16 protein-coding genes, 1 pseudogene and 1 riboswitch are annotated in these 18157 nt (G+C 38.2%); of the genes and pseudogenes, 9 read left to right on the top strand and 8 right to left on the bottom strand.

What is annotated here, in order from left to right; genetic code table 11:
* Window positions 1-159: 159 nt before the first annotated feature.
* Window positions 160-1209, top strand: a complete 1050-nt coding sequence (rlmN, locus tag BSO02S_RS24090) for a dual-specificity RNA methyltransferase RlmN (protein ID WP_066073892.1) — start codon at window positions 160-162, stop codon at window positions 1207-1209.
* 118 nt (window positions 1210-1327) lie between these two features.
* Window positions 1328-1427, top strand: a riboswitch (purine riboswitch).
* 63 nt (window positions 1428-1490) lie between these two features.
* Window positions 1491-2483, top strand: a complete 993-nt coding sequence (gene add / locus BSO02S_RS24085) for an adenosine deaminase (RefSeq protein WP_066073890.1) — start codon at window positions 1491-1493, stop codon at window positions 2481-2483.
* Between the two features lie 124 nt (window positions 2484-2607).
* On the opposite strand, the gene BSO02S_RS24080 is transcribed toward add, so the two are convergent.
* From BSO02S_RS24080 to BSO02S_RS24070, 3 genes are read right to left on the bottom strand one after another with little or no spacing between them, the layout of a single operon-like run.
* Window positions 2608-3411 (bottom strand): DUF4097 family beta strand repeat-containing protein, encoded by an 804-nt coding sequence (locus tag BSO02S_RS24080; protein WP_066073887.1) that lies wholly within the window; start codon window positions 3409-3411, stop codon window positions 2608-2610.
* Window positions 3404-3964 carry a DUF1700 domain-containing protein gene (locus tag BSO02S_RS24075; protein WP_066073885.1) on the bottom strand — a complete coding sequence of 187 codons (561 nt, stop codon included), beginning with the start codon at window positions 3962-3964 and terminating at the stop codon, window positions 3404-3406. The genes BSO02S_RS24080 and BSO02S_RS24075 overlap by 8 nt, the downstream gene beginning before the upstream one ends.
* On the bottom strand, window positions 3957-4280 hold the full coding sequence (locus BSO02S_RS24070; RefSeq protein WP_066073882.1) for a PadR family transcriptional regulator: 324 nt from the start codon (window positions 4278-4280) through the stop codon (window positions 3957-3959). The genes BSO02S_RS24075 and BSO02S_RS24070 overlap by 8 nt, the downstream gene beginning before the upstream one ends.
* A gap of 286 nt (window positions 4281-4566) precedes the next feature.
* On the opposite strand from BSO02S_RS24070, the gene hpt reads away from it, so the two are divergent.
* Together hpt and BSO02S_RS24060 are read left to right on the top strand one after the other, a co-directional pair.
* Entirely contained in the window at window positions 4567-5094 is a 528-nt protein-coding gene (gene hpt / locus BSO02S_RS24065) for a hypoxanthine phosphoribosyltransferase (RefSeq protein WP_096190910.1), read from the top strand.
* Window positions 5095-5238: 144 nt separating this feature from the next.
* Window positions 5239-7272, top strand: a complete 2034-nt coding sequence (locus BSO02S_RS24060; protein ID WP_066073879.1) for a Na+/H+ antiporter — start codon at window positions 5239-5241, stop codon at window positions 7270-7272.
* Between the two features lie 117 nt (window positions 7273-7389).
* On the opposite strand, the gene BSO02S_RS24055 is transcribed toward BSO02S_RS24060, so the two are convergent.
* The 3 genes from BSO02S_RS24055 to BSO02S_RS24045 are packed head-to-tail and all read right to left on the bottom strand — an operon-like array spanning window position 7390 to window position 11102.
* Window positions 7390-8523: a Ger(x)C family spore germination protein gene (locus tag BSO02S_RS24055; protein ID WP_066073876.1), complete on the bottom strand. Its 1134-nt coding sequence runs from the start codon at window positions 8521-8523 to the stop codon at window positions 7390-7392.
* Window positions 8507-9613, bottom strand: a complete 1107-nt coding sequence (locus BSO02S_RS24050; RefSeq protein WP_066073873.1) for a GerAB/ArcD/ProY family transporter — start codon at window positions 9611-9613, stop codon at window positions 8507-8509. The genes BSO02S_RS24055 and BSO02S_RS24050 overlap by 17 nt, the downstream gene beginning before the upstream one ends.
* Entirely contained in the window at window positions 9603-11102 is a 1500-nt protein-coding gene (locus BSO02S_RS24045; protein ID WP_066073870.1) for a spore germination protein, read from the bottom strand. The genes BSO02S_RS24050 and BSO02S_RS24045 overlap by 11 nt, the downstream gene beginning before the upstream one ends.
* A gap of 332 nt (window positions 11103-11434) precedes the next feature.
* Here BSO02S_RS24045 and BSO02S_RS24040 point away from each other — a divergent pair, with 332 nt between their 5' ends.
* Window positions 11435-12280, top strand: a complete 846-nt coding sequence (locus tag BSO02S_RS24040) for a VOC family protein (RefSeq protein WP_066073867.1) — start codon at window positions 11435-11437, stop codon at window positions 12278-12280.
* Window positions 12281-12372: 92 nt separating this feature from the next.
* Here BSO02S_RS24040 and BSO02S_RS24035 read toward each other — a convergent pair whose 3' ends face one another.
* Window positions 12373-13818, bottom strand: a complete 1446-nt coding sequence (locus BSO02S_RS24035) for a DEAD/DEAH box helicase (protein WP_066073864.1) — start codon at window positions 13816-13818, stop codon at window positions 12373-12375.
* Between the two features lie 241 nt (window positions 13819-14059).
* Here BSO02S_RS24035 and BSO02S_RS24030 point away from each other — a divergent pair, with 241 nt between their 5' ends.
* Complete coding sequence (locus tag BSO02S_RS24030; RefSeq protein ID WP_066073861.1) at window positions 14060-15151, top strand: serine hydrolase domain-containing protein; 1092 nt, start codon at window positions 14060-14062, stop codon at window positions 15149-15151.
* Between the two features lie 241 nt (window positions 15152-15392).
* On the opposite strand, the gene BSO02S_RS24025 is transcribed toward BSO02S_RS24030, so the two are convergent.
* Window positions 15393-15587 (bottom strand): hypothetical protein, encoded by a 195-nt coding sequence (locus tag BSO02S_RS24025; protein WP_066073858.1) that lies wholly within the window; start codon window positions 15585-15587, stop codon window positions 15393-15395.
* 139 nt (window positions 15588-15726) lie between these two features.
* On the opposite strand from BSO02S_RS24025, the gene BSO02S_RS24020 reads away from it, so the two are divergent.
* The 3 genes and pseudogenes from BSO02S_RS24020 (at window position 15727) to BSO02S_RS24015 (ending at window position 17800) form a co-directional block, all read left to right on the top strand.
* On the top strand, window positions 15727-16524 hold the full coding sequence (locus tag BSO02S_RS24020; protein WP_066073855.1) for a VOC family protein: 798 nt from the start codon (window positions 15727-15729) through the stop codon (window positions 16522-16524).
* 109 nt (window positions 16525-16633) lie between these two features.
* Window positions 16634-16807 (top strand): annotated as a pseudogene (locus BSO02S_RS26680) (acetyltransferase); the annotation flags it as partial.
* A gap of 27 nt (window positions 16808-16834) precedes the next feature.
* Window positions 16835-17800 carry a quinone oxidoreductase family protein gene (locus tag BSO02S_RS24015; protein WP_066073852.1) on the top strand — a complete coding sequence of 322 codons (966 nt, stop codon included), beginning with the start codon at window positions 16835-16837 and terminating at the stop codon, window positions 17798-17800.
* Window positions 17801-18157 lie beyond the last annotated feature (357 nt).

Below are 18157 nucleotides of genomic sequence, written 5' to 3'. Positions count from 1 at the left end.
TAAAACATACAATTCCAGATGCCTGGCCCCCGATGCGTTAACGCATTAATACATTGGGAGTCGGGCATCTTTTTCTGTTATAATAGTTCAGGAAGTAAAATCAATAGGTAATGCAAACTGACGAGTAGATATTGAAATTTTTGAAAAGAGGGAAAATATATGTTTAAAGAGTCCATTTATGGATTAACAATAGATCAATTGACAACATGGCTTTTGGAACATGGCCACAAAAAGTCAAGGGCAGCACAAGTCTGGGATTGGCTGTATAGGAAGCGTGTAACAGAATTCTCTGACATGACGGATCTGAATCAAGAATGTGTTCAATTGTTAGCAGAGACTTTTTCAATCCAGACCTTACAACAGCATATAAAGCAAGAATCAGCGGATGGAACGATAAAGTTTTTGTTCAAATTGCAGGATGGCAATTTGATTGAAACCGTTTTGATGAGACAAAAATATGGCTTATCGGTATGTGTCACAACGCAAGTAGGCTGTAACATCGGCTGCAGTTTTTGTGCAAGTGGCTTATTAGCGAAAAGCCGGGATTTAACCAGTGGAGAAATTGTTGAGCAGATTATGAATGTTCAACTACATCTGGATAAAATGGGACAAGGAGAAATCGTCAGTCATGTAGTCGTAATGGGGATTGGCGAACCCTTTGATAATTTTGAAAACATGATCGACTTTATTAAGGTAATCAAAGATGATAAGGGGCTTGCCATTGCGGCAAGACGGATCACTGTATCGACCAGCGGCCTCGCTGAAAAGATTTATGAATTTACTGATACCAAATTGCAGGTAAACCTGGCAATCTCCTTGCACGCTCCAAATAATGAGCTCAGGACACGCATTATGAAAATAAACCGTGCGTATCCAATCGAAAAACTAATGAAATCAATGGAGTATTATATAGAAAAGACCAACCGTAGAATTACTATTGAATATATTCTACTAAGGGATGTCAATGATCATAAGGAAGAAGCCGAGCAGCTGGCAGATCTCCTTGGACATTTAGGTCAGCAGGTTTATGTGAACTTAATCCCTTATAATCCTGTCGATGAACATAGTCAATATCAAAGAAGCGAACACGAATCGGTATTATCGTTTTATGATACGTTGAAAAAACGAGGCATCAATTGCAAAATCCGCCAAGAACATGGGACGGACATTGATGCCGCCTGCGGACAGTTAAGAAGTAAACAAATTTAAGGTGCCTTTAAGGTGCCTGGCACGCCCCGAAGTTTGTAGGAATTTGTCGATTGTTGCAGGTTCATTTTTCATTGTTGCTTACTTGACAATGAAAGTAAAATTTATTATCCTTAAACAACAGTAATCTAATAAATGATTTCGTATAACTCCAATGATATGGTTTGGAGGTCTCTACCAGGAACCTATAATTCCTGATTACGAAGAAGGTACATGCATTTGTATTTTCTTCGTAATCAGGAATTTTTTTTTTACTTTAATAAAAAAATCCGGAGGTCATCAACATGAATTTTGCAACCTTACCAAAAATAGAACTTCACTGTCATTTAGATGGTAGTCTGCGTCCAGCTACAATTATAGATATAGCAAGAAAGGAGGGTATTAGTATACCTTCTTATAATATTGAAGAGATCCAAAGAGAGCTGATTGCTCCAATTGATTGTGAATCACTTGATGAATATTTGGAGAAATTCGCCCTTCCAAATTTAGTCATGCAGTCAAAGGAGAATCTTCGAAGAATTACATTTGAGCTTTTTGAAGATGCAGCACGGGAAAATGTGAAGTATATGGAAGTAAGATTTGCTCCACTGCTCCATACGGCAGGGGGATTAGACGTAGTTGAAATCATTCAAAGCGTCCTAGATGGAATGAAGGATGCAGAAGCTGGGTACGACATCAAAGGAAATATTATTCTGTCATGTATGAGAACGATGTCTGCAGAAAGTGCTTTTGAGGTGGTCGAAAAGGGGAAGAACTTCCTAGGAAAAGGGGTTGTTGCCATCGATTTATGTGCATCAGAAGAGGAAGGGTTTTGCGGGAAATTCGTCGAGCCGATTGCTTTAGCTAGAGAGTATGGCTACAGAGTCACCATTCATGCAGGTGAAACAGGAATCGGAAAAAATGTCCTTGAGGCAGTAGAACTGTTAGGTGCCGAAAGGATTGGGCACGGCGTATTTATTAAGGACTGTGATGAGGCTTATACTATCGTGAAGGAAAAACAAGTGGTGCTTGAAATGTGTCCAACAAGTAATGTCCAAACCAAGGCAGTTAACCAATTTAGTGAACATCCAATCTATCAATTTCATCAGGATGGCATAAAGGTAACTGTTAATACCGACAACAGAACGGTATCAGATACAACAATGGCGAATGAATGTACTATCGTATTTAATGAATTCAAACTAAGTGAAGAGGACTATAAGCAAATTTATTTAAATAGCATTGAAGCAAGCTTTGCAGATGAAAAGATAAAAGACCAGCTGAGGAAATATATATAACAACGGCCTTCTAATTGATATCTAGTCATTATAAAATCAGTATATAGAAAAAGCTTCAGGCCAATTATTTAGCCTGGAGCTTTACTATTCGACAAAATTCGGGTGGTGCCAGGCACCGGTTTTTCTACTTCCTAACAGTGATTTTCCCATTATTGGTTGTTAGTTTGATCAGGTTAGCTCCATTGCCAACGACAGCTCCGTTAGTGTATTTGTTAAAGATGTTAATAGTTCCATTGTCTACATGTACATCATAGGTTACATTGCTTGGTTCTTCATCTGTTTGGATGGTAATACTACCGTTGTCGGCCTCCAATTGAATAGGGTGATCGATGCTTGGTGTATCAAGAAAGATTTTTCCGTTGTTTGTTTCACCAGTAACTTTTCCCGTGATATCGCCGCTAAAGCGAATGGTTCCATTATCTGATTGGATATCAACATTCGCAGCAGTTATATTTTTTAACTCGATATTTCCATTGTTTGTTTTAGCCCTCACATTTTTCACATGTAGACTTCTCATTTGAACGTGCCCATTGTCATTATCAATCTGTATCGATTCGTACAGCTTTTCAGGGACATATACTTTTAACACCAATGAGGTCGAAAGGAAGTCAAAGTTAAAAAATTTGATCTGTTTCTCTTTAAGGTTAATATCAAGTGTTTCCCCTTCCACTTTAGCCTCGAAAATCTGCTTTAGATTAGGTGATCTTTTTCCTGATAATTTCACTTTAGTTGTTGCATCTTTGGTAGGGATAATTTCCACCGCTTCATTATCAGTATTAATATTTAAAGCGGTGAAACTTTTATTAATGGTTTTTTCCTCTAATACGGAGACAGGCTTGTCATTTAAGCGAAAAGTTAAAATGCTTCCGATAGTACCCACTAATAAAAGAAGGAGTGCTGCGACAGCAATTATTTTGATTTTAGTCACGTTTCAAACCACCCTTCACAAGTGTTACATTAAATTTCAAATACCGAACAAAACCACGTGTAAGTGCCTTTGTTGCAAAGTACATACCAATGGCAATAAAAAGGCCAATCCCGCAAAGTGCCATCGAGATGAATACATCGAATAGTAGAAAGGTATCTGGGTTTATGACGGCGTTGACTAATACGAGCAGAGGGGAACAAATAAATGCTGCCCCTGTTGCCCAGCCTGCAACAAAGACTCCTAATAATGCCACAAATGGTCCAAGGACAATCACTAAATTAAAAAAGCCTAAACCAATCGCTGCCCAAACGGCTCTAAAAATATTCCCCGCCGATGCCGTTGTTTCTACTTTCTCTAGATGATACGAGGCAAGTAATTCTTTTGCGATTTGGTTGGGAGAACCAAGGGATGCTGCGATTTGCACTTCCGTTTTCCCTTCTTCCAAACCAATGTCGAAATGCTCGATATAATCTTGTAAAATATCTTGCCGTTCAACTGTAGAAAGCCTGCTTAAAGCTGAATCCAATTGTTTTAAAAATTGTTCTTTAGTCAACGTTCACACCTTCTTTTATTAATTGATTAACCCCATTAGCAAATTCCTGCCACTCCTTGATTAGCTCGTGAAGATACGTTCTCCCTTTAATTGTTAACTTGTAATACTTACGCGGCGGACCCTCTGAAGATTCCTTTAAGTATGTGGTGAAGTATTCTTCATTCGTTAATCTTCTTAAAAGCGGATAAACGGAGCCTTCTGAGATTTCTATTTGATCAGAGATTTTTTGTACAAGCTCATAACCGTATCGGTCTTGCTTATCCAATAATACGAGAACACAAAGCTCTAAGACCCCTTTTTTAAACTGTACGTTCAAGGCTTTCGTCACCTCATTCTTTCATTTTCGCTACTGTTTATTGTATGATACCTGTTTTAAAATAGTACCACTCAATATAATATATCACCAGGTATTGTTTATTGCAAGGTACCGGTAAAGGAATATATCTGATTGGGTTAACTTTATCAATGTAAGGTTTTTAATCTCTCCAACCCCTTTCTTTCGACAAAATTCGGGTGGTGACAGGCACCCTAATGGATAGAGAGATGCAAATAGGGTAAAATTAATCTGCATTCTTTATTCAAATGGAAGGAAGGGATGAGTCGTGGCGTACAGAATTAAAGATAGGTTGATTTCGGAAATGGAAATTAAGCAAAGAGTGAAAAGGCTGGCAGAGGAAATTGAAAAGGACTTTAACAATGAAGCGATTTCCTTAATCATTGTTCTTAAGGGCTCTTTTGTCTTCGCGGCCGACTTGATTCGTGAGATGCAGGGAGATATTAAGGTCGATTTCATCTCGGTTTCCAGCTATAGCGACCAGACAGAGACGACGGGAAAAGTAAAGCTGTTGAAGGACATTGAAACGGATATTACGAATCAAAATGTAATCGTGGTTGAGGATATTATCGACAGCGGACTAACCTTACATTTTTTGCGGGATCATTTGAAAATGCATAAGCCGAAACAAATTAAAATTTGCACTCTTTTAGATAAGCCTGAAAGAAGAAGAGTGGAATTGCCTGTTGATTATGTTGGCTTTGTTATCCCAGATGAATTCATTGTGGGCTATGGGATTGATTACGCACAAATGTATCGGAATTTACCCTATATCGCAACAGTTGAAGAGTGTTAGACCTTCCTTATACAACGGAAAAAAGGTTTTCACAATCCGATTGGTGAACACATCTAAAGGTGTTCAATCGGATTTTCTCTAACCTAAATATTCGAAATGTAAATATGGAATACTAAAATTAGCGCTTCAGAAGGGAGAGGTTAAATGGATTTATTGATGACCGTATTATTATTGCTGATTTGTTTATTGGTTTCAAATATCATTAGCCATTACATTCCATCTATTCCGACGGCACTGACCCAAATCGCTTTTGGGATCATTCTTGCACTTGTGTTTAAGGATTTTTCACTCGAAATCGAAACGGAATGGTTTTTGCTTCTCTTTGTCGCACCACTTTTATACAATGATGGGAGACATTTTCCTCGTGAAGAATTATGGAAGATGCGAGCACCAATCTTTGGTAATGCTATTATCCTGGTTCTATTAACAACCATTGGCGGAGGGTATTTTATTCATTGGATGATACCGGATATTCCTCTTGCGGCCGCCTTTGCTTTAGCCGCCATTTTATCCCCAACAGATCCTGTGGCAGTAAATGGAATTGCCAAACGCATTCATATTCCTGAAAAGGTATTGAATCTTGTTAGAGGTGAATCGCTCATCAATGATGCCTCCGGTTTGGTTGCCTTTAACTATGCCGTTGCAGCAGTAGTAACAGGTTATTTTTCATTACGAGAAGCCATCTTTAACTTTACATATATGTTTTTAGCCGGCGCAGTACTTGGCCTTCTTCTTGGTTTACTTGTGACATGGATACGATTTACCTTACGAAAGCAAGGGATAAATGATGTGACCTTTCATTCGTTTTTACAAATTTTGACACCGTTTGTTATTTTTATGATTACAGAAGAACTTTTGCATGCCTCTGGTGTTATTGCAGTTGTTGTTGCTGGTATTGTTCATTCCTTAGTAAAAGAAAGAACGGAAACCATGTTAGCCGAGGAGCAGGTTCTTACGGAAAACATCTGGTCGATTGTTTTATTTGTTTTAAACGGAATTGTTTTTTTACTTCTCGGATTAAACATTCCTTCATCAATGAAGGAATCAGTAGCTAATCCTAACTATGGGAATTGGTTAATTATTGGGTATGTGTTTGCCATCGGGTTAATTATTTTGGGAATTCGCTTTGCTTGGTCATACTTTTCTTCTTATTATGAATACCGCTCTGGTAAAACTAAAGATGCGGAAGGCCCCAACTTAAAAACATCTTTGTTAATTAGTTTAACGGGTGTTCGCGGTGCCGTGACAATGGCGGGGGTTCTTTCAATTCCTTACATAGTAACAGGTGGAAAGGCGTTCCCAGAACGTTCATTAATCCTTTTTATCGCAGCGGGTGTTATTCTTTTTACATTAATAGTGGCAACCCTGTTTCTACCTTTTTTAAGTAAAGGAGATACCGTTGAAAAAGAAACAGGGAATAAACTGAATCTAAAAGAAGCAAAGAGAAGAATTCTGCTGACAGCGATTAAAAAGATTAGGTCAGAAATGAATGGAGAAAATGAAGCCGCAGCCTATGAATTAATTGATGAATATAAGATCATGTTTCATCGAATCCAACCTGAACAAAATTTGCTGGAACAAGGCACCCTTGTTTATCAACAAAAGATATCAGAAATTCGATTATTTGCTTTAAAAGTGGAAAGAAAGTATATCCATAATGTCATGGAGAAAAGTGGGATGGATGAAGAGGTTTTTGAATTGTTCGAAAAATCTCTTGATCTTCGAGAAGAGGCTCTCTCAAACAACGTTCGTTCCGGCGCGATCTTCTTGATTGGAAAGGTGATAAGAAGCTGGAGGCGCTTTAGGGGCTATTATCGTAAGGATACGGAAACCAGAATAGCGAAATTGAAATTAGGGAGGGTGATCCAATTAAAGTCGTTACAGGCTGCACTTGAAAGTTTAGAAGGTCTGGCTAAAGAACATAAAAGGGCAGATATTGTTTATGCAGTGATTTCAGATTATAAACGAATGATTAGTCGATTAAAAAGACCCACTGCACGCTATAATGAAAAAAGTGATGAGCAAAAAGAAGAACTACGCCTGAAGGTAATGGATTTAGAACGTTCGGAAATTCACAAAATGTATGAATCCGGCGACATCGACAGAGAACAAGCTAGGGAATTAAGAAGATTTATAAACTACATTGAAAATGTTACATTACATGAACATGTGGAATAAACTAGACAAAGGTGCCTGACACCCGATGAGTCAATGGATTGGGGGTCAGGCACTTTCAGCAAAGCCAAAGCTAGCATTGGGTAACATGGCTTCTTTCAATGGGGGTGTCTGGTTCAGTTAATTAATGATTCCGGAATTAATAAGCTCCAATTGAATATTTGCCTTTATAGGAATATCTCTTAGGGCTGTATTTTTGTACTTTTTCTCCCACAGTTGATTATGATGGACCATGATTTCCTCTTCTATTCCAAACCCGTCACAATTCGCTTTCTGTAATTTTGTTATCGTTTTTTCCGCAGTCTTGGTTAAACGATTCTTTATTTCTTTTTGCAGCCTATTAAAAAGAATAGGACTGGTTATATGATTTTTTGGATATTCTGTAATTCTATATTGAAGTTTTACAGATAAAAGTGCTGTAACTGCATCATTTTTCACCTGTAATTTCGTCTTTTGACGAGCATTGAGAATTTCAATAATCACAAAATTCTTTTGCTTCTTTTTATCATGATTCTTAGTTTTTATCAAAAATGAAACTTTCCGTTTTTTAGTTCCATTAAGTAGTAAAAACATTTTTGCTTCTGTAGTGTTTAGTTTCCCTGTCATTTTTTCATTATTAAACAGTGCCATACCCACCGTACGTGCTCGATGCTTCTCACTATGAATATTTAGAAGTGGTAACATTGGATCCTTTGTATGATTAAGCAACAATGGAAAGACTGACTGAACATTATAATCTGTATAAAAGCCTGTTGATTCTCCACTTTTTAAGAATTCATCATAGTAACGCCCGTTTAAATCTGCTTCTTCCTGCTTTAATCGAATGGCATCTATTGCTTTTCCTTCAATAATGGCCACTTTTGCACTAAGAGCACCTTTTGGATTCCGATAAATATGATCGAGCTCCTGATAGAGTCCCTTTTTAGCTATCTTTTCCCCGAAAAGAATAACATGAGCTTTAGAAATGTCAATTCTTTCTGAGATATTTAGGTCGGCATGTAGGAGTGTATCTAATGCTGTTTCCCCATTTGTAGTAAGAATCGTGCTTTTCGAAAAAGAAGAAGAATTAGAATCTCTAGAGCCTCCTTTGCTGATGGGGTACGAGGTACTAGCAACTACATTTCCCTTAGAATTGACATCGTACCCGACCAGCAAGATTAATTTTTGCTCTTTTAGTAGCCGCTGATCCCAACAACCGGTTAAAAAAAATGGGATACACATGAATAAAACTAACCGCTCAATCGTTCTCCGCATTGACTTCACCCTTCTGCCGTTTTCTAAATAGTAAGGATAAAATTAAAAGAAACACAGGTATGGCTATCATGAAAAGTAAACCAGTGTAGGTAGTATACTTCGTTAATTTAATAATTTCATTTTCACCATTAAAAAATATGGCAAAGAAAAAGCAAATAAAGGCAGATAAATAAACCAAAGACTTCCTTGTCCATTTCTTAATCAGAAAAGCACCTGCTAACGATGCACTATAAAGATAGCTTATAAACGATGTGCCTACTAAAATAATCCAAAATGAAACAAGAACTAAATCAGGCCTTTCAATGATTTTAAAAGAAAAAGACTTTAACAGAAAAAGGACAGGCTGTGGTAATAATCTTATTTCTTCCTTACTGAAGTAGATTAAGCAAATAAATGTAAGGAATGAGTAAAAAAGGGTGATAAACAAGTTTGCGAAGGTAACTGCTTTTACCCTTTCCTTTCTAGTTGCTTTAACATTAGGAGATAGTAAAAGAATAATCTCAATTCCTTGCCAGGCTAATGTGGCATGAGTAGCTCCCTTTACCATATTCATCACCCCTGAATGACCAATAGGCATAATATAATGAATATTTACATCTCTAAAGGCAATAGGCGCGATGACAATAAACAGAATCAAAATAAAAGACGCTATAAAGTAAAACCTTGCGATGATACTCAAATTTTCTATGGCAATGTAGATTCCGATGGAAACCATCAAAAAAAGGAGGACCCAATAGGGAGTGTACGGGAGCATCCATCTTTTTAATATATACACAAATAAAACGAGAATGGTTGAGCCGGTTAATAAAAAATAACCCGTATAAAAAAAGGTAAAACATTTTCCAAGTACCTTACCCAAAATCGATTCTAGGATTTGAAAGAAATGCTGTTTGGGGAATCGGTTACATAAAACTAGATAAAAAATAACAAGAACCTCCATAAAAAAACCTGTAAGTATAAGTGAAATCCAACTATCTCCTTTAGCAAATTTGTGAATTTCATAAGGTAGTGAGAGGAAGGCCACGCCAATTTGGGTCTGTATTATAAAGGTTATCATCTGGAGCTTGCTTATTTGGTTTTCATTTTTCATTTTTTTCCCATCTTCTTGGTTGATTTAGTCGTTTTTTATTTCTAACAAGTAGCTCTTTTGGTCGGTCCTTTAACATCCAAATTGGAAATCGAACGATTGCATCTTTCATTCCTTGTAAATTAAAGGGGGCAATGGGGGTAAAATATGGCGTTCCCAGTGACTCCAGTTTGCAAAGATGGCCTACGATAAACATTAAAGAGAAAATAATTCCGACGAACCCAAAGCTAGCGGCAGAAACCATAAGTGGAAAGGTTAAAATACGGACAGTATTACTCATTTCATAGGATGCAATCGTAAACGAAGAAATAGCAGTAAGGGCAATCACAATCACCATAATATTCGATACTAATCCTGCAGCGACAATAGCATCCCCGATGATTAGACCACCGACAATACCAATCGTTTGCCCAATTGGCGTTGGAAGGCGAATTCCTGCCTCACGAATTAATTCGATTGTAAACGCCATAATTACCGCTTCAATTAAAGGTGGAAAGGGAATGTTCTCTACAGAGTTTTTAACAGGAACTAAAATTTCATTAGGTATAATTTCGAAATGGAATGCGATTATGGCAATATACAAACAAGGTAAAAGAAGGGAGATAAGAAAACTGGATACTCTTAAAAAACGAAAAAAAGAACCTGTTATAATACGACTATTGTAGTCATCCGTTGTTTGAAAGAAGGAAAAAAAGGATACTGGAAGAATAAGAACATCAGAACTTCCCTCAGACATTAATGCGATTCTACCCTCCATTAATTGGGCAATCGTCCGATCAGGTCTTTCCGTGTAGAGTATATGTGGAAATGGAGATAATGGCGTATCCTCTACCAACTCTTCTAAGTACCCAGGGCTAAAAATCATATCTGTGAAAAGGGTTTGAATTCTTTCTTCTACTCTCCTTACAAGATTAGGGTTAGCTATTCCATCAATATAGACAATGGCAATTTTTGTATTAGTGTATTGACCAGCCTGGTGGTAAATAATTTTAAGGTGTGTACTCTCAATACTTTGTCTGATAAAACCTAAATTTGTTGATAGGCTTTCAACAAAACCTATGTGCGATCCTCTTACTGTTTTTTCACTATCAGGTTCTTTGGGACTACGGGATAGGTCCTTAACCGTATTAAATGAAAAAATGTCTTCGCTTCCTTGGATAATCACGACTGAATTTCCTTGTAAAAGGGCATTAATGGAATCGTTTAAGTTTAATTTACTCTGGACCCCAACTGTATACGGAATGTCCCCAAAGTCTAATGAGTGATATTTAATTAGAGGAAATAAGATGCTATTTTGGATTTTTTCCGAATCAGATAGTGTGGCTAAATAAAATATAACCCCTTTCTCCTCTTTATATATAATAGGGGTCATAAGTAAGTCCTCGGCATGGCCGAAAGAACTCTTAATAAATTCTACCCGGGTATCGAAGGTAGAAATTTTATTAGCAGTGGACTGCTCATTTTTATCATTAGGAAAGGCAGGTTGTTTCATAAAAGAACTCCTCGGGATAAAATGTTCATTTTATCTTTTACCGAACTTTCTCATATCATTCATTCTTTTTGTATATGGCATTCACTTCCACTTTGTGTAATGTTATGGGACTGAAATACATACTTTTTCTTCTAAATCCTCTTTCAATTTTAAGATACTTCCAATTTAAAATAATTGAAGTTGAGATATATTTAAGATACACTTTTTGGGGGCAAGGCTTTTCGTAGAGTAGTGTTTGAACGAATAAAAAATGAAGAAAAATAACCCCAATAGAATTGGGAATAATAAAAGCTGTACTGAATTCAGATAGAAACGAAGGGGAAAAGAACATAATGGAGAACTTTCATCAGAAACCAAATATATATGTCGGAGAGGTCAATATAAAGGTTAAGGACTTAGCTAATGCGGTAACTTTTTATCAAAATGTCATTGGCTTTCAAGTATTGGAGAAATCAGATCGTAAAGCGGTCTTAATGACAGACGGGAAAACCCCGTTAGTAACACTTGAGGAGCCTGTTGATGTAATACCGAAGGCTGATCGTACGTCTGGCTTGTATCATTTTGCCCTGTTACTGCCAACCCGTGCAGATTTATCCGTCTTTTTGCGGCATATGGTTCAAACGGGCTACCCTTTAGGAGCAGCAGACCATTATGTAAGTGAAGCGTTATATATCACAGATCCGGACGGCAATGGGATTGAGGTATATCGAGATCGTCCGGCTGCTGAGTGGACGTGGAAGAATGATTTGGTAGAAATGGCTACGGAACAGTTAGATGCGCAAGGTATTTTGGCGGAGAGTGATGCGGAATGGAATGGTCTTCCTGCTGGAACGGTGATGGGCCATATTCATCTGCACGTAGCTGATCTTAAAAATGCAGAAGAATTTTACACAAAAGGGCTTGGTTTAAATATTGTTAGTTATTATCCTCAGGCGGCTTTCCTTTCCACCGGAGGTTATCATCATCATATTGCCATCAATACATGGCAGGGCGTAGGGGCACCAACACCACCGCAGAACAGCGTCGGTTTACATTGGTATACACTTGTATTCCCGGATGAGGAAACCAGAGAAAATGTAATGAAACAACTGGAGCTTTTAGGTGCACCGATAATGGCTGAGACTGATTATTATGTTACGAAAGATCCCTCTGGAAATCAGATTCGATTAGTTGTCTAACCATTTCTTGTAGGATAAAAGATGAAGGTAGAAAAAGGCGAACAGTGGCACTGTTCGCCTTTTTTCGACAAATTCCGGGTGGTGCCAGGCACCTATTTAAGTGCCTTGCTGACTTTCAGCTTCTTTCCTTTAATCGTTGCATTCTCCATCGCTTGTAAGACGAGCGAGCCCTTGCCATTAAGAATATCAACATAGGACATTTGATCCTGGATGGTGATAATACCGATATCTTCTGCTGTTACGCCAGGGATCTTTGCGATTGTTCCTACAAAATCGACTGCACGAATTTTCTTCTTTTTCCCGCCGTTGAAATGGAGCTTCAAGATATCCTGGTTGATGCGGGCTGTTTTATTATTCTTCACAACACGGCGGCCGCCGAGTTTCTCTTCGAACGCTTCTTTTCCGCGCGCAACTTCCTGCGTCCGAGGTGCTTCTGTTTTAGGGATCTCAAAGCCAATGTATCTTTCAATTGCCTTCACGAATTTCCCTTCATATGGCGTCGCAAACGTAATCGCTGTTCCTTTATTGCCAGCACGACCGGTTCTTCCTGTGCGGTGGACATAGCTTTCTTTTTCCATTGGCACGTCATAGTTGATAACGAGTGTAACATTATCAATATCAATTCCCCTTGCAGCAACATCGGTGGCGACAAGATAACGGAAATTCCCTTGTTTGAAACCATCCATAACGGCAAATCGGTCCTGCTGTTCTAACCCGCCATGGAGCCTTTCGCAGGAATAATTTGCTGCTTCTAATTCGGTGTAGACCGTATCGACATGTTCCTTCGTTCGGCAAAAAATAAGACAGCTGTCGGGGTTTTCAACGACGGTAACGTCTTTAAGAAGTGATAGCTTATCTTCTTCTTTCCCTTCGATTAACCGATGCTCAATGGTATCCGTCGTGACCCCTGAAGCGGCAATCTCGATATGAACAGGATTCTTCATATATTTATGACAGAGAGTTTCCACATCCTTTGGCAACGTAGCAGAAAAGACCATCGTTACTCTGTCTAGAGGAAGCTCTTTAATAATCGCTTCCACTTCGTCGATAAACCCCATATTAAGCATTTCATCCGCTTCATCGATGATCAAATACTTTACCTTGTCTAAAACTAGCGTTTCTCTTTCAATATGATCGATGACACGTCCGGGTGTACCAACGACCACATGTGTTTTTTGCTGGAGCTCTTCTCTTTGCTTCGAAAAAGGTTCCTTTCCATAAACGGCCATCGCCTTAATCCGTTTAAACCGGCCAATATTCGTGATATCCTCACGAACTTGAACGGCAAGCTCCCTTGTTGGTGTAAGAATTAGGGCCTGTGGCCTTTTTTCCTCCCACGCCATCATTTCACAAATAGGAATCCCAAAAGAGGCTGTCTTGCCGCTGCCTGTTTGTGATTTTACGACAAGATCTTGATTTTCTAATGCCAAGGGGATGACTTTCGTCTGAACCTCTGTCGGAGTTTCGTATTTTAACACAGAAAGGGCTCTTTTTATTTCTGCGCTTAAATGATAATCTTCAAAACTTATTTCACTCATGTAATAACCTCATTTTTTGTATTATTCGACATATCTATAGGATTTCTCGCAAAGAAATATCATATGCATAATCTGAATATGGTTCATTATACTTCAAATGCTGGACAAATAGGCTTTTATTTTAAAAAGGTGCCTGACACAGCAATAACATACTGGTGTCAGGCACCTTTTTCTAGTAATTAATCAATCGAGTAATTAATATCCTTAAAGAGGAAAGTAAATATATTGGCGGGGGATAGTTATGAAACTAGATGAAGCTAAATTTACAATTGAAGCAAAGCTGAAAAAAAGTGTGGATGCCAATCCAAAGCTTCTTAATGCTTTTTTGCTAATCCATTCGGAAAAACTTAATATACATTGGAATATGGCCCACGGAACAACAGGCGATATACCTGCGAATATGGAGCAGCCTTATCATACGGCAAGCATTGGTAAAACTTTCACCGCACTGATTGTTGCCATGTTAGTCGAAGAAGGGAAAATTAGCTATAAAGATCCAATCGTAAAGTATTTGCCAGCGGACCTAATGAAGGACTTACATAGTTATAAAGGTAGAGACTACTCAAAGGATATCTGTATTGAACATTTATTAAGTAATTCATCAGGATTAGCGGATTTTTATGAGGATAAACCTAACCAGGGTAAACCGTTTTTGAAACTAATGCTTGACGAGCCTTCACGTTATTGGACGCCGGAAGAGACAATACAGTGGACCAAACAGAATATGAGCCCTCGTTTCCCACCGGGGAAAAAGTGCCATTACACAAATACAGGTTATAATCTTTTAGGACTGGTTATCGAAAATGTTACCTCAAAATCTTATTACGAGGTGCTTCATAAATATATTTTTCAAACACTAAATATGAATCATACTTATTTGTCTCAATACTCGGAGCCATTGGTGCAAAGTAGTTATCCTGTGGCAAACCTTACCGCAATAGACAAGGAAATAAAAGTGGAAGATCACCACAGTTTCAGTAGCATTTATGCCGGAGGGCAAACGGTGAGCACATCTGAAGATTTATTAAAGTTTATGAAAGCCTTAGTAGGAAATCAACTGATTCCCAATGAATCTCTTGTGAAAATGATGCAGTGGAAGAAGATGTGGATAGGTGTTGATTACGGTTATGGGCTTATGAGGGTTCGGATGCTCCCAGTTATCAAAAAATATAATGGATGGGGGCATTTAGGCTCGATAGGATCCTTTATGCTTTACCACCCAGATATGGATGTTTATATGATTGGGAATTTTAACAAAACCGGCTATTTAGCTAAAAGTGTTCGATTTATCTTTACTATTCTTCGTACAATATCAAATGTGAAAACCGGGTAAATGACAAGGGGAAACCATGTTGCATACATAAGAATCAATAGTTATTTCCCTCTGAATAACACCTGCCATTTTTGCAAAATCTCTAATATTTGTCATACCATCACCTTTTTAAAAGAAAAATATCGTTAAATAGATTATAGTATATTTAGCCATGAATCCAACCATTACCGCAGATCGGAGTAAACAAAGAGAACAGTGACATCACTGTTCCCTGGATCAAAATAGATATCTTTTTGAAAAATCAAGTATTTAAGCCTTCTAAAATCTGTTTTTCTTTTTCAACTTCCAATGCGGAAACAATGTAGGCGAACCCGTTCAAAAAGAAGTAAATAACATTGGATTGGACCCGTTCATTTTCACCTAAATAAGTATTTATTATAATGGAAACAGAAAACAATACCACAAAAAATAAAGCGATCTTATTAAAAATTTTCATTCTTTATCGACCCCTTTTTTAGGATTCTTATTTTTATCATATTTGCTTTAAGCCGGACTTATGCAGGCGTGGAGCAATTGACCTGAATATCTTCATTTAGTCCCGATTCAAAAACTGTATTCGGAAGGAGAGAAACAACATGCAATTTTCCTTTGATCACCTAGTTTGTTTTTCTAAGAAGCCTGAGAAGGCAATTTCCTTTTTAGAACAAAAAGGAATCCATGCCGTCATGGGCGGTCGTCATGAATTTTGGGGAACCTATAATACCCTGGCTTATTTTGGTTTAAGTTATATTGAGTTCTTGGGAATTGAAAATTTATCGATGGCAGAGCAACAAGATGATAACCGGCTGATTACGCAAATCGTTGAGCAGCTATCAACAGGAAAGCAGGAAGGTCCTGCTAGAATAGCTATTCGTACCGATGGTATTAAACAATTAGCCATAACCCTTAGAGAAGAAGGGTATCAAGTTTATGGTCCACTCCCTGGCGAACGGATTCGGGCAGATGGGCAAATAATCAGGTGGTCGCTGCTATTCCCTGAAAACAAGGACAAAGAGCTGACCCTGCCGTTTTTTATTCAATGGGAAAAGCCAGATAAAGAACGTCTTTTAGAATTAGAGGAGCAAGGAGTGATAGGCACAACCCAGTTTGAGAGCGTGGGAATTGTTGTGAATAACTTAGACCAAACGATAACAAAGTGGGGGAAATTGTTTAAACTTAACCCAGGTGAGGAGTTTATAGATCGAACTCTCAATGCCCGCTGCAGAAAACTGGAATTGCAGGGCGTGATGTTAATGTTCTATACACCGCTTGGGGAGGGACCCGCTGAGAAGGCTTTAAAAGAAAGAGGGGAAACCCCTTTTTTAGTAAACCTGAGTGGAACGCATCAAAGTGACCTTTTTGAAATGTTAAATGGTTTCTGGTGGTTTCAATAAAAAATAAAGCATGAAGTGGAGAATTATATGATGCCGCTAATTCAGTGCTAGCAGCGGAAAGAAAGAGGCTGGAAGTTTAACGAGATTATATAATCAAACAACGGAAAATGATTTGGAATTACGTCAGGAACTTTTAAAAAGGATACTTGGATCGACGGGTAAAAATCTTTACATAATGCCAACACTAGAGGTTGATTATGGATACAATATTCATGTCGGTGAAAACTTCAATGCGAATTTTAATTGTGTATTTTTGGATGTGTGCCAATTTTATTTAGAGTAAAATTTTAGAAAAGATGAGGTGATCCATGTGAAAGCACTTGTGATAAATACATTCGGCGGGCCTGAAGTACTGGAATATGGCGAAATCGCCAATCCTGTTATCAGGCCAGATGAAATTCTGGTAAGGATGAAAGCGATTGGCTTGAATTTTGCTGATATATATAGAAGAAAAGGAAATTATCATCTTGAAGGTAAGCCTCCATATATTCTGGGTTATGAGGGTGCGGGGATTGTAGAAAAGGTGGGAGCGGATGTTCAAGGCATAAGTGTTGGAGACCGGATTGCATTCGCCGACGTACCATATGCGAATGCTGAGCTGGTGGCAGTTCCAACCGAAAAAGCGATACCACTACTAGAAACAATCTCGTTTTCAGAGGCAGCCTCTATATTACTACAAGGATTGACTGCCCATTATTTAACACGGGATAGTTACACTGTGAAAGAGAACGATGTTGCCCTAGTTCATGCAGCAGCCGGCGGTGTTGGTCAGCTACTCGTCCAAATCCTAAAATTATTTAGAGGTAGGGTAATTGGCTTAACTTCATCCGTTGAAAAAGCAGAAGCTGCTACGAAAGCAGGGGCGGATAAAGTCTTCTTGTACAATGATGATTGGCAGAGTAAAGTGCTAGGGGAAACGGAGGGCAAAGGAGTCGATGTTGTCTATGAATCAGTTGGTGCAACACTCCAAGATAGCTTTAAGGTGACACGCATCGGCGGAACCGTTGTATTCTACGGTATGGCTGGAGGAGACCCGGATTTTGTTGACCCAAGAATGTTAATGGATACCTCCAAAACCTTGACTGGCGGGGATCTTTGGAATGTTCTTACTTCTCGAAAAGAACGAGTAGCCCGTGCAATCGAGCTATTCCAGTGGATGGAAGAGGGAAAAGTAATGGCAGCCAAGCCAACGGAATTTGCGCTGCGTGATGGACAAGAAGCTCACCGTTATTTAGAAAGCCGCAAGAGCACAGGAAAAATTTTATTAATTCCTTAGGGAGAGAGTGGAGCCCTACTTGAATTCAATTTTAGATTGTCAAAAAATTGTGATTCAACAAGGGCTCTTGTAAAAATAGTTGTCGATTTAATAAATGAAAAACCTATGCAAATGCTTTTTCATCAGCTTTATGCATTAAGAACCCAATGGTAAAAACACATGTTCAAATCAGCAATAAAAATTAACAAAGCCTATTTTAAAATTATATTACAAAAAGTATTGACCAATCATTTAATATCCTGTAATATATGAAAAGTCGTCACTGAGGCGATGAACAACAAACAAATAGTTGTTGACTTTAACAACTTGGTTTACTATACTAGTAAAGTTGCTTCAAACGAAGTGACAAACTTGTTC

This window comes from Neobacillus soli NBRC 102451, from assembly GCF_001591665.1.
GTDB classification, from domain to species: Bacteria; Bacillota; Bacilli; order Bacillales; family Cytobacillaceae; genus Neobacillus; species Neobacillus soli.
This window is presented reverse-complemented; position numbering and strand designations above follow the sequence as displayed.